The 12591-nt window shown below is 72.2% G+C and carries 11 protein-coding genes; 10 read left to right on the top strand and 1 reads right to left on the bottom strand.

Annotated features, from left to right (window positions below; genetic code table 11):
- The first annotated feature begins 11 nt into the window (after positions 1–11).
- The 5 genes from hslU to ACYU7H_RS09890 all read left to right on the top strand — a co-directional run bounded on the left by hslU (position 12) and on the right by ACYU7H_RS09890 (position 5575).
- Positions 12–1370 (top strand): ATP-dependent protease ATPase subunit HslU, encoded by a 1359-nt coding sequence (gene hslU / locus ACYU7H_RS09910; protein ID WP_460815038.1) that lies wholly within the window; start codon positions 12–14, stop codon positions 1368–1370.
- A 29-nt stretch (positions 1371–1399) separates the two neighbouring features.
- On the top strand, positions 1400–2164 hold the full coding sequence (ubiE, locus tag ACYU7H_RS09905) for a bifunctional demethylmenaquinone methyltransferase/2-methoxy-6-polyprenyl-1,4-benzoquinol methylase UbiE (RefSeq protein ID WP_460814350.1): 765 nt from the start codon (positions 1400–1402) through the stop codon (positions 2162–2164).
- 65 nt (positions 2165–2229) lie between these two features.
- Complete coding sequence (locus tag ACYU7H_RS09900) at positions 2230–4215, top strand: M1 family metallopeptidase (RefSeq protein WP_460814349.1); 1986 nt, start codon at positions 2230–2232, stop codon at positions 4213–4215.
- Positions 4199–4924: a hypothetical protein gene (locus ACYU7H_RS09895; RefSeq protein ID WP_460814347.1), complete on the top strand. Its 726-nt coding sequence runs from the start codon at positions 4199–4201 to the stop codon at positions 4922–4924. Before ACYU7H_RS09900 ends, ACYU7H_RS09895 begins: the two co-directional genes overlap by 17 nt.
- A 183-nt stretch (positions 4925–5107) precedes the next feature.
- On the top strand, positions 5108–5575 hold the full coding sequence (locus ACYU7H_RS09890) for an aminoacyl-tRNA deacylase (RefSeq protein ID WP_460814346.1): 468 nt from the start codon (positions 5108–5110) through the stop codon (positions 5573–5575).
- A 33-nt stretch (positions 5576–5608) separates the two neighbouring features.
- Here the strand turns inward: ACYU7H_RS09890 and ACYU7H_RS09885 are convergent, their stop codons facing one another.
- Positions 5609–6541, bottom strand: coding sequence for a carbohydrate kinase family protein (locus tag ACYU7H_RS09885; RefSeq protein ID WP_460814344.1), 933 nt, complete (start codon positions 6539–6541; stop codon positions 5609–5611).
- A gap of 280 nt (positions 6542–6821) precedes the next feature.
- On the opposite strand from ACYU7H_RS09885, the gene ACYU7H_RS09880 reads away from it, so the two are divergent.
- From ACYU7H_RS09880 to rodA, 5 genes are all read left to right on the top strand, one after another.
- The gene (locus ACYU7H_RS09880) at positions 6822–7865 is read left to right on the top strand and encodes a rod shape-determining protein (RefSeq protein WP_460814342.1); all 1044 of its coding nucleotides are present in this window, start codon (positions 6822–6824) and stop codon (positions 7863–7865) included.
- A gap of 102 nt (positions 7866–7967) precedes the next feature.
- Positions 7968–8945: a rod shape-determining protein MreC gene (mreC, locus tag ACYU7H_RS09875; protein WP_460814340.1), complete on the top strand. Its 978-nt coding sequence runs from the start codon at positions 7968–7970 to the stop codon at positions 8943–8945.
- A 23-nt stretch (positions 8946–8968) separates the two neighbouring features.
- Positions 8969–9424, top strand: a complete 456-nt coding sequence (gene mreD, locus ACYU7H_RS09870; RefSeq protein WP_460815036.1) for a rod shape-determining protein MreD — start codon at positions 8969–8971, stop codon at positions 9422–9424.
- A 12-nt stretch (positions 9425–9436) separates the two neighbouring features.
- Complete coding sequence (mrdA, locus tag ACYU7H_RS09865) at positions 9437–11404, top strand: penicillin-binding protein 2 (protein WP_460814339.1); 1968 nt, start codon at positions 9437–9439, stop codon at positions 11402–11404.
- Complete coding sequence (gene rodA / locus ACYU7H_RS09860) at positions 11401–12510, top strand: rod shape-determining protein RodA (protein WP_460814338.1); 1110 nt, start codon at positions 11401–11403, stop codon at positions 12508–12510. Before mrdA ends, rodA begins: the two co-directional genes overlap by 4 nt.
- Positions 12511–12591: the final 81 nt, after the last annotated feature.

Raw genomic sequence — 12591 nt, 5'->3', positions numbered from 1 at the left:
ACATCCCGACCATGACACCGCGCGAGATCGTGCAGGCGCTCGACCGGCACATCGTGGGGCAGCACGAGGCCAAGCGCGCGGTCGCCATCGCCCTGCGCAACCGCTGGCGCCGGCAGCAGCTCGAGCCCGGGCTGCGCGACGAGGTGATGCCGAAGAACATCCTGATGATCGGCCCGACCGGCGTCGGCAAGACCGAGATCGCGCGGCGGCTGGCGACGCTGGCGAACGCGCCGTTCGTGAAGGTCGAGGCGACCCGGTTCACCGAGGTCGGCTACGTCGGCAAGGACGTCGAGCAGATCATCCGAGACCTCGCCGACAGCGCGGTCAAGCTGTTCCGCGAGCAGGCCAAGCAGCGCGTGCGCACCCGCGCCGAGGAGCGCGCCGAGGACCGCATCCTCGACGCGCTCCTGCCGCGCCGCGAGCAGCGCCCGTCGGGCTTCGGCTTCGGTGCCGACCAGGCCACCGTGGACATCGGCGCGGAGCCTTCGGCCCAGGAGTCGGACACGCGCGCCAAGCTGCGCCGCCAGTTGCGGGCGGGCGAGCTGGACGCGCGCGAGATCGACATCGAGACCGCGGTGAACGTCGGCGTGGACATCATGGCGCCGCCGGGCATGGAGGAGATGGGACAGCAACTGCGCCAGATGTTCTCGCAGATCGGCGGCGGCAAGACCCAGAAGCGCACCATGCGCATCGACGCGGCGCGCGCGCAGCTGGTCGAGGACGAGGCCGGCAAGCTGGTCAACGAGGAGGAGGTCCGCGCCGCGGCCATCGAGGCCTGCGAGCAGCACGGCATCGTCTTCATCGACGAGATCGACAAGGTCGCCAAGCGCAGCGAGGGGATGGGCGCCGACGTCTCGCGCGAGGGCGTGCAGCGCGACCTGCTGCCGCTGGTCGAAGGCTCGACGGTCAGCACCAAATACGGCGTGGTCAGGACCGACCACATCCTGTTCATCGCCTCGGGTGCGTTCCACCTGGCCAAGCCGTCGGACCTGATCCCGGAGATGCAGGGCCGGTTCCCGATCCGCGTGGAACTCTCGTCGCTGGGCAAGGACGACTTCGTGCGCATCCTCACCGAGCCGAAGGCGTCGCTGACCGAGCAGTACGTGGCGCTGATGCGGACCGAGGGCGTGGCGCTGTCGTTCTCGGATGACGCGGTCGAGCGCCTGGCCGACATCGCGGCGCAGGTCAACGAACGCCAGGAGAACATCGGCGCCCGTCGCCTGCACACCGTGATGGAGCGGCTGCTCGAGACCCTCAGCTACGAGGCGCCCGACCGGGGAGGGACGACGGTCGCGGTCGACCGCGCCTACGTGGACGCCCACCTGGGCGAACTGGTCCAGGACCCGGACCTCTCGCGCTACATCCTCTGAAGCCGGGAGGCGATGCGATAATCCCGCGCATGGACCGCCACGACGACGACACCCCCGGCACCACCCACTTCGGCTACCGCGAGGTGCCGGTCGGCGACAAGCGGCGGCTGGTCGGCGAGGTGTTCTCGTCGGTGGCGGGCCGGTACGACCTGATGAACGACGCGATGTCGCTCGGCATCCACCGGCTGTGGAAGCGGCACTTCGTCGCCACCGCGCCGGTCGCCAAGGGCGACCGCGTGCTCGACCTGGCCGGCGGCACGGGCGACATCGCCGCGCTGCTGGCGCCGCGCGTGGGCGAGCCGGGCGAGGTGGTGGTCGGCGACATCAACGGCGACATGCTGCGGGTGGGCCGCGACCGGATGACCGACCGTGGCCTGGTGCGCGGCCTGCGCTGGGTCGAATGCAACGCCGAGGCCCTGCCGTTCCCGGACGCGAGCTTCGACCTGGTCACGATCGCCTTCGGCCTGCGCAACGTCACCGACAAGGACGCGGCCCTGCGCGAGATGCTGCGCGTGCTGAAGGTCGGCGGGCAGGCGCGGATCCTGGAGTTCTCGCACGTGCGCGCGGACTGGTTCCGGCCCCTGTACGACTTCCACTCCTTCCAGGTACTGCCGAAGCTGGGGCGCCTGTTCGCCGGGGACGAGGACAGCTACCGCTACCTGGCCGAGAGCATCCGCAGGCACCCGCCGCAGGCGGAACTGCAGGCGATGATGGAACGCGCGGGCTTCGAGCGCTGCCGGTACCGCGACCTGTCCGGCGGGATCGTCGCCATCCACAGCGGCCACCGCGCCTGAACGCGGCCGCGCCCCGCCAACGGGCGCGGCGGTACACTCGGCGGCCCCCCAAGCCCGGGACCGCCATGCGCTTCTCCACGCACCCCCGCCGCGCGCCGTTCGCGCGCTACGCCCTGGTCGCCTGCGCCGCGCTGCTCGCCGCCGCCTGCGGCCGCGATGCCGCACCGACGAACGCGTCCGCGCCACCCGCCGCCGACACGCAGGAGGCCGCCGTGCCCGACCGGGACCAGCATTCCTACGCCGAGCCGGACAAGGTCCGGATCAAGGACATCGCCCTCGACCTGGCGATGGATTTCGACGCGAAGACGCTGTCCGGCACCGCCACCTACACGCTCGACTGGCGGGACCCGCAGGCCACGCAGCTGGTGCTCGACACGCGCGAGCTGACCATCCAGTCGGTCGAGGCAGAGGGTGCGGACGGCCAGTGGGCGCCGCTCCAGCACGTGCTCGCCGACGCGGACCCGCTGCTGGGCAGCAAGCTCACGATCGAGGTGCCGGAGCGCAACGAACACGTGCGCGTCGCGTACCACACCGCCCCCACCGCCTCGGGCCTGCAGTGGCTCACCCCGGCGATGACCGACGGCGGCAAGACGCCGTACATGTTCAGCCAGTCGCAGCAGATCCACGCGCGCTCGTGGGTGCCGCTGCAGGACACGCCGCGCGTGCGCTTCACCTACAGCGCCGACGTGACCGCGCCGGACGACGTGATGGTGCTGATGAGCGCCGACAACGATCCGCAGGCCGCGCGCGACGGCGAGTACAGCTTCAGCATGCCGCAGCCGATCCCGTCGTACCTGCTGGCGATCGCCGCGGGCGACCTCGTGTTCAAGCCGATCAGCGAGCGCTCGGGCGTGTGGTCGGAGCCGGGCATGGTCGACGCGGCGGTGGCCGAGTTCGCCGACACCGAGAAGATGATCCAGGTCGCCGAAGGCCTGTACGGCGAATACCGCTGGGGGCGCTACGACATGCTGGTGCTGCCGCCCTCGTTCCCGTACGGCGGCATGGAGAACCCGCGGCTGAGCTTCATCACCCCGACCGTGATCGTCGGCGACAAGTCGCTGGTGGCCCTCATCGCCCACGAGCTGGCGCACAGCTGGTCCGGCAACCTGGTCACCTTCGCGACCTCGAACGACGCCTGGCTCAACGAGGGCTTCACCTCGTACGTCGAGAACCGCATCGTCGAGGCGATCTACGGCAAGCCGCAGGCCGACATGGAGAACGTGATCTCGCGGAACGAACTGCGCGAGGAGTTCACTGCCGAAAACACCGCACTGCAGCGCTTGGCGGTGCGCCCGGAGGACCTGGCCGATCCGGACGAGAACCTGACCGGCACCGTCTACACCAAGGGCGCGTGGATGCTGCAGTGGCTGGAGCAGCAGTACGGCCGCGAGGCGTTCGACGCGTTCCTGCGCGGCTACTTCGACCACTTCGCGTTCCAGTCCATCGACACCGAGACGTTCCTGGACTACGCGAAGGAGCACCTGCTCGCGAAGCACCCCGGCAAGGTCACCGAGGAACAACTCGCGGCGTGGATCCACGCGCCGGGCATCCCGGACGACGCCCCGGCGACCGAGTCCGCGCGCTTCGACGCGGTCGATGCCGCCCGCGCGGCGTTCCTGGCCGACGGCACGCTGCCCGACAAGGCGATGACCGACCAGTGGATCACCCAGGAGTGGGTCCACTTCGTCGAGGGCATGCCCGACACGCTGGAGACCGCGCAGCTCGAGGCGCTCGACGCCGCGTACGGCTTCACCGGCACCGCCAACGGCGAGATCGCGCAGCGCTGGTATCCGCTGGCGGTGCGCAGCGGCTATACCGCCGCGAACGACGAGATCGCCGCGTTCCTGCAGCGCATCGGCCGCCGCAAGCTGATCATGCCGACCTACGAGGCGCTGGTGGCCACGCCCGAAGGGCTGGCACTGGCCAAGTCGGTCTTCGAGAAGGCGCGCCCGGGCTACCACCCGATCACCACCGGCTCGGTCGAGGCCGCGATCCGCGAGGCGGAAGCGTCGACCGGGGCGCCGGAGGCGGACGATGCCGCGGCGGGCTGACCGCCGCGCGATGGCGATCGCGGCCGCGCTCGCGCTGGCCGCCTGCCAGCCGGGCGCGGACCCGGCGGAGGCGGCGGCGCAACAGGCCGCCGCGGACGAGGCGGCGGCCGAGCAGGCCGCGAAGCAGTTCGACGCCGCCGTCGCCGAAGGCAACTGGGCGCTCGCCAAGGCCCAGGGCGACGTCCTGCTCGCCGACTACCCGGGCACGAAGGCGGCCGAACGCATCCGGCCGCTGCATGCCGACGCCGCCGGGAAGGCGACGGCCGAGCGCGAGGACTACCGGCTGGCGTCGCTCTGGAGCTACCAGTCGATCCCGGCCGGTGGCGGCCGGCAGCGCTCCGCGCAGATCACCGCGCGCGAGCCGGTCGACGTCGACGGCAGCGGCCCGGGCCCGGTGCAGTTGATCTTCCGCGAGCACCCCGAATGGGGCCGCAGCAGCTACCTGGTGCTGAAGGCCGGCGACTTCGACTGTTACGGCGGCTGCCGTGTCGAGGTCACGGTGGATGGCGAGGCGCGCCGGATGGCCGCGTCGCGCCCCGACACCGACGAGGCGATCGCCATGTTCATCGAGGACGAGGCGGCGCTCTGGAAGCTGGCGTCCGGGGCGCAGGTGATCGAGGTCGCGTTCCCGGTGAAGGCCGGCGGCACGCGCACCGCGGTGTTCGAGGTGGGCGGGCTCGACACGGACAAGCTGCCGGCCTGGAACTGAATGCGTCGGCGCGCCCGGGCGCGCGCCGATGCTCACGGAACGGGAATGTTTCCCGCGCTAGCGTGCATGCACGACGCGTGGTGTCCGCGCGCGTCCCACGCGCCGCGCCAGGGAGGCCCGCGCGACATCCACGAGCGGCGCCGCGCCGAAAAGGACGGCGGGCGACGCCTTGCGGAGGCGCCCATGCTCTCGCCACGCCTGCACCAGTTCCTCGACGCGCGCGGCAGCGACTACACCACCCTGGTCCACGACCGCACGGTCACCGCGCAGCAGACCGCCAACGCCGCGCACGTCGGCAACCGCCGCTTCGCCAAGACCGTCGTGCTGAAGGTCGACGGCAAGCTCGCGATGCTGGTGATGCCCGCGGCCTACCGGGTCGACGTGACCCGCCTGTCCCGCGCGCTGGGCGGCCCCGAGGTCGAGCTCGCCACCGAGGAGGAATTCGCCGACGCGTTCGCCGACTGCGAGGTCGGCGCGATGCCGCCGTTCGGAAACCTCTACGGCATGCCCGTGTACGTCGATGCGCGGATGGCCGACCGCGGGGAAGTCGTGTTCAACGCGGGATCGCACACCGACCTGGTGCGCATGCCGTACAGCGAGTTCGAACGACTCGCCGAACCCAGGCTGCTGTACCTCGACGAAGTGATGTGACCGCGGCGGCGCGCGCCGCGTGCCGCCGGCGCGTCAGATCGCGTAGCCGAACTGGTCCTTGAACTCGGCCGCGAACTCGTCGCGCGTGAAGCGCTGGTTCTGGGTGCCGTGGTGTTCGACCTTGAGCGCGCCCATCAGCGACGCCATGCGCCCGCAGGTGGGCAGGTCCATGTCGCGCATCAGGCCGTGGATCAGCCCGGCGCGGTAGGCGTCGCCGCAGCCGGTCGGGTCGACGACCCGGCGTTCGCGCGCGGGCGGCACGTGGAGGGTCTCGCCGCCGGTGAAGATCTCCGAGCCGCGCGGGCCCCGCGTCACGATGTAGGCGCGCACCTTCGATGCGATCTCGTCCGCCTCCCACCCGGTGCGCGTCTGCAGCAGGTTCGATTCGTAGTCGTTGACGACCACGTAGTCGGCCTGCTCGATGAAGTGGCGGAACTCGTCGCCGTTGAACAGCGGCATCGCCTGGCCGGGGTCGAAGATGAAGGGGATGCCGAGTTCGGCGAATTCCGCCGCGTTCTGCAGCATCGCCTCCCGGCCGTCCGGCGCCACGATGCCGAAGCTCACGCCGTCGACGTCGCGCACGTGGTTGCGGTGGCTCTCCATCATCGCGCCCGGGTGGAAGGCGGTGATCTGGTTGTTGTCCAGGTCCGTGGTCATGAACGCCTGGGCGGTGAAGCAGTCGTCCAGCTCGCGCACCTGGTCCAGGCGGATGCCCATGCCCTCGAACCACTCGCGGTAGGGGCCGAAATCCTGGCCCACGGTCGCCATCGGCACGGGGTCGTCGCCGAGCAGCTTGAGGTTGTAGGCGATGTTGCCCGCGCAGCCGCCGAACTCGCGCCGCATCTGCGGGACGAGGAACGACACGTTCAGGATGTGCACCTTGTCCGGGAGGATGTGGTTCTTGAACTGGTCCTGGAAGACCATGATCGAGTCGTAGGCGAGGGAGCCGCAGATCAGGGCGGACATGGCGCAGCCTCGTGTCGGCGCGGCCGCCGGGGCGGGCGCTGGGCGGGTCGTGGCGGGGTGCCGGGGCGGGCACGGCGGGCGCATAGGGTAGCCGCTGGCGCCGCGACGGGCGAGGCGGCAAGGGACCGGCGCGCGCGTGAAGGCAGCGCGCCGGCCGGGGCGCTGCCGCCGTTTGCGCCGGAAACGTGCGCCATGCCCGGGGTGCTTTGTTGCCGGGGTTGGGGGCCGTTGCTAGGCTAGCCGGCCCGGTTTCACCCCACCTCGACGGCGCCCCCACCCGATGTTCAAGAAGTTCCGAGGCATCTTTTCCAGCGACCTGTCGATCGACCTCGGCACCGCGAACACGCTCATCTACGTCCGTGGCCAGGGCATCGTCCTGAACGAGCCTTCGGTGGTCGCCGTGCGCCAGGACCGCCTCGGCGGCCACAAGGCGGTGGCGGCGGTGGGCAGCGAGGCCAAGCAGATGCTCGGCCGCACCCCGGGCCACATCACCACGCATCGCCCGATGAAGGACGGCGTCATCGCCGACTTCACCTATACCGAGGAGATGCTCAAGTACTTCATCCGCAAGGTGCACAAGAGCCGCTTCCTGCGGCCGAGCCCGCGGGTGCTGGTGTGCGTGCCGTGCGGCTCGACCCAGGTCGAGCGCCGCGCCATCAAGGAATCGGCCGAGGAGGCCGGCGCGCGCGAGGTGTACCTGATCGAGGAGCCGATGGCCGCCGCGATCGGCGCCGGCATGCCGGTGACCGAGGCCCGCGGCTCGATGGTCGTGGACATCGGCGGCGGCACCACCGAGGTCGCGGTGATCGCGCTCAACGGCATCGTGTACTCGCAGTCGGTGCGCATCGGCGGCGACCGCTTCGACGAGGCGATCATCGCCTACGTCCGCCGCCAGCACGGCATGCTGATCGGCGACGCGACGGCCGAGCGCATCAAGCTGGAGATCGGCTGCGCCTACCCGCAGAAGGACGTGCGCGACATCGAGGTGTCCGGCCGCCACCTCGCCGAGGGCGTGCCGAAGATGATCAGCATCGACTCCAACGAGGTGCTCGAGGCGCTGCGCGAACCGCTGTCGGGCATCGTCGCCGCCGTGCGCCAGGCGCTGGAGCAGACCCCGCCGGAACTGTGCGCCGACGTCGCCGAGCGCGGCATCGTGCTGACCGGCGGCGGCGCGCTGCTGCGCGACCTCGACCGCCTGCTGAGCGAGGAGACCGGCCTGCACGTGCAGGTCGCCGACGACCCGCTGACCTGCGTCGCCCGCGGCGGCGGCCGGGCGCTGGAACTGGTCGACATGCACGGCAACGACTTCTTCGCGCCCGAATAAGGCGCGACCCCGCGGCGCGCGGACCGGGCGCGCCGCCCGCGGGCCGCGTCCCGCGGGACCGCACGCCGCCCACCCGCCACCCGCCGCCGACCGACCGACGACGTGCCCTATTCGCCCACATCCGCTTCCCGTGCCGGCGACGTCGCCGGAACGTTGCGGTTGCTGGCGTACCTGGCGCTCGCGGTCGCGCTGATGGCGCTCGACCACCGCGGTGGCTGGATGTCGGCGCTGCGCGACAAGGCCGACCTCCTGGTCCAGCCGCTCTGGGCGGTCGCGGGCTGGCCGGGCCGGGTGGCGCGCACGCTCGACGAGAACGTGGCCACCCGCGGGCAGCTGGTCGAGGAGAACGCGCGCCTGCGCAACGAGATGCTGGTCACCGGCGCGCGCCTGGCGCGGCTGCGTTCCGCCGCGAGCGAGAACACCCGGTTGCGCGAACTGCTCGGCGCGGTCGAGCGCGGCGGGCTGGACGTGCAGCTGGCGCCGATCCTCGACATCGACCTGGACCCCGCGCGCCAGCGGCTCGTCCTTTCGGCCGGCGCGAACGACGGCGTGCACGTCGGCCAGGCCGTGCTCGACGCCGGCGGGCTGGTCGGGCAGGTGATCGAGGTCGCGCCCGGGCAGTCGATCGCGCTGCTTCTCACCGACCCCGACCACGCCGTGCCGGTCGAGGTGTCGCGCACCGGCGTGCGGCTCGTGGCCTACGGCGACGGGCGGAGCGACCGCCTGCGCGTCACCAACATCCCGCTCTCGGCCGATGTGCGCGTCGGCGACCTGCTGGTCACCTCCGGCCTGGGCGAGCGGTTCCCGGCCGGCTTCCCCGTCGGCCACGTGCTGGACCTCGCGCCCGACCAGAGCCGGGCGTTCCTCGTGGCCGAACTCCGTCCGGCCGCGCAACTGGATCGCGGTCGCGACGTGCTGCTCCTGCGCCGGCTGGGCGCGCAGGACCGCCCGGTCCGGCCCGACCGGTCCCCGGGCCCCCCGGCCACCGGGCCAGCGGGCACGGCGCCGCCGCGCGACGCGGCACCGGACGGCGCGGGCGGGGACGCGGACGCGACCGGACCGCGGGAGCCGGCCCCGTGAGCCGCCTGCACAGACCCTGGGCGATGCCGGCGAGCATCGTCGTCGCGCTGGTGCTCGGGCTGCTGCCGCTGCCCGCGGAGATCCAGGCGCTGCGGCCGTACTGGCTCGGCCTGGTGATGGCCTACTGGGTTCTCGAGGCGCCGGACCGCGCCGGCCTGGGCTTCGCGTTCCTGGTCGGCCTGCTTGCGGACCTGGCCTTCGGCAACCTGCTCGGCGAGCAGGCGCTGCGGCTGGTGGTGATGACCTTCATCCTCCAGCGGTTCCGCGCCCGGCTGCGGTTCTTCCCGCTGTCGCAGCAGGCCTTCGCGGTGGGTGCCCTGCTGCTCAACGACCGGGTGCTGGTCGCGGTGACGCACCTGCTGCTGGGCGCCCAGGCGCCGGCATGGCCGTTCTGGCTGTCGCCGGTGGTGGGCGCGGTCTTGTGGCCGGTCGTGCACCTGGGGCTGGACGCGCTGCGGCTCGGCCGCGCGCGGCGCTGAGGCGGCGTCCGCGTGTTCCGGCCCCGCCGCCGACTGCTGAAGAACGCCGCCGCGGAGGCCGCGCAGTTCAGGCGGCGCGCGCTGCTCGCGTTCCTGCTCGTGCTCGGCGGACTGTTCGTGCTGGCCGGCTGGTACTTCAGCCTGCAGGTCCTGCAGCACAGCGACTACGCGACGCGCTCGGAGGACAACCGCATCAAGCTGCAGCCGGTCGTGCCCGGCCGCGGCCTGGTGTACGACCGGAAGGGACGGATCCTCGCCGACAACGTGCCGGCCTTCCGCCTCGAGGTGGTGCCCGAGCAGGCCGGCGACCCGGCGCGCTGGCTGCCGGCGCTGCAGGCGGTCGTGGCGCTGGCGCCGGACGACATCGCCGTGTTCCACGAGGCGCGGCGCGCGCAGCGCGGGTTCCGCGCCATCGTGCTCAAGCCGCGGGTGGAACCGGACGAGGCGGCGCGCTTTGCCGTCGACCGCTGGCGATTCCCCGGCGTGGAGCTCGTGTCCTACCTCAACCGGCGCTATCCGCACGACGCGCTGTTCGCGCACGTGGTCGGCTACGTCGGCCGCGTCGACGAGGACGACCTGGCCTCGCTCGGCGAGGCGGGCCTGGCCTTCAGCCACGCGGGCAAGACGGGCCTGGAGCGCTACTACGAGGACGCGCTGCGCGGCGCGCTCGGGCAGCAGCAGGTCGAGACGAACGTGGAGGGGCGCGCGCTCGACACCGTCGGCCGCGTGCCGGCCACGCCGGGCGCGGACCTGCGCTTGTCGGTGGACCTGGACCTGCAGCGCGCGATGGTCGAGGCCTTCGGCGAGGCGGAGGGCGCGGCCGTCGCCATCGACCCGTCGACCGGCCAGGTGCTGGCGATGGTCAGCCTGCCGTCCTACGACCCGAACCTGTTCGTCAACGGCATCTCCCACGCCGACTACCGCGCGCTGATGGACAACCCGTCGCGGCCGCTGTTCAACCGCAACGTGCTCGGCGGCGGCCCGCCGGGGTCGACGATCAAACCGCTGGTGGCGCTGGCCGGCCTGGACAGCGGCCTGCGCACGCCGGCCGACCGCGTGTTCTCGACCGGCGAGTTCTTCATCCCGGGCCAGCGGCGCGGCTACCGCGACGCGCACGGGGGCGGCGGCTGGGTGGACCTGCGCGATTCGATCTCGCGCTCGGTCAACTACTACTACTACGACCTCGCCTACGACATGGGGATCGACCGGTTCTCCACCTACATGGACCGCTACGGATTCGGCAGGACGACGGGCCTGGACATGGTCGGCGAGAACGACGGCATCGTGCCCTCGATCGACTACAAGCGCGGCATCGGCAGCGAACCCTGGTACCCGGGCGAGACGGTCATCGCCGGCATCGGCCAGGGCTACTGGATCGCCACGACGCTGCAGCTGGCGCGTGCGACCGGTGCCATCGCGAACGGCGGCACGCTGCACAGGCTCCGCCTGGTCGAAGCGCGCCGTGACGGCTACAGGGCGCCCTGGCGGCAGCTTCCGCCGGGGCGGACGTCGCGCATCACGGACGATCCCGGGCACCTGCGCGCCGTGCAGGAAGGAATGATCGACACCATCCACGGCCCGCGCGGCACCGCGCGCGCGATGGCGATCGGCGCGCCGTACACGATGGCGGGCAAGACGGGCACGGCGCAGCGGTCGAGCCGGCGCGGCAACCGCAGCGTCGATCCGCGCGACCTGCCGTACCACCTCCGGCACACCGCGCTGTTCGTGGGCTACGCGCCGGCGGAGAACCCGACGATCGCGGTGGCCGTGATGGTCGAGCACGGCGGCTACGGCGGCTCCGCCGCGGCGCCGATCGCGCGCAAGGTGTTCGATGCCTGGCTGCTGGGCACGCCGCCGGAGGTGGCGCCGGATGCGTCGGTCGCCGGCGCGCCGGGCGCGGCAGCGGTTCCGGCGGCGACCGCGCCGCCGGCGGGCGATGCCGGCGCCGCGCCCGCTGCGCGTCGGGGGACGCGCGAATGAGCACGATCCTCCGCTGGCTGTTCGACCTGCTGCTGCGCCTGCTGCGCACGGTCGACCTGCCGCTGCTCGCCGCGCTGCTCGCGCTGATGGGCATCGGCCTGGCGGTGCTGTACAGCGCCGGGCAGAGCGTCGCGCTGGTGCAGGCGCAGGCGGCGCGCTTCGTCGTCGGCCTGGGAGGCATGTGGCTGCTTTCGCGCCTGCCGCCGCCGCAATTGCGCAACTGGACGCCGGGCGTGTTCGGCGCCTCGCTCGTGCCGCTGGTGCTGGTGCTGTTCCTGGGCACCGGCGAGCACGGGGCGCACTGGCTCGACCTGGGGGTGTTCTATTTCCAGCCCTCGGAACTGCTCAAGCTGACGCTGCCGATGATGGCGGCCTGGTACCTCTCGCGGCAGCCGTTGCCGCCGCGCTGGCCGGTGGTGCTCCAGGCGGGCGCGCTGGTCGCGCTGCCGACGGGACTGATCCTGCTGCAGCCCGACTTCGGCACCGGGATGCTCGTGGCCGCGAGCGGCGCGTTCGTGCTGTACCTGGCGGGGCTGTCGTGGTGGTGGTTCGCGGCGGCGTTCGCGGGCGTGGCCGCGGCCGCGCCGGCCGCGTGGTTCTGGCTGCTTCGGCCGTACCAGAAGGACCGCATCCTCACGTTCCTCGACCCGGAGTCGGATCCGCTCGGCACCGGCTGGAACATCATCCAGTCGAAGATCGCGATCGGATCGGGCGGCCTGTCCGGCAAGGGCTGGGGCGAAGGCTCGCAGTCGCACCTGAACTACATCCCCGAACACACCACGGACTTCATCTTCGCGGTGCTCGCCGAGGAGTTCGGCTGGCTCGGCGTGGTCGCCACGCTCGCGCTGTACCTGTTCATCGTCGGCCGCTGCCTGTGGATCGCGTCGGACGCACGCGACGGCTACGCACGGCTGCTGGCGGGCGCGCTCGGCCTGGCGCTGTTCGTGTACGTGCTGGTGAACGCGGGGATGATCTCCGGCCTGCTGCCCGTGGTGGGCGTGCCGATGCCGCTGCTCAGCTTCGGCGGCACCTACGCGGTCTCGCTGCTGGCGGGCATGGGCGTGGTGATGGCGGTCAGCGCGCACCGGCCCGTGCACGTGCGCTGAGGCGGACAGGGGATTCCGCGAGGCTGAACGGAACGCGAATCCGACCGGCCGGGAGGTCATCCGGGACCGCCGGGAACGCGT

It is taken from the genome of Luteimonas pelagia, from assembly GCF_054776035.1.
This window is presented reverse-complemented; position numbering and strand designations above follow the sequence as displayed.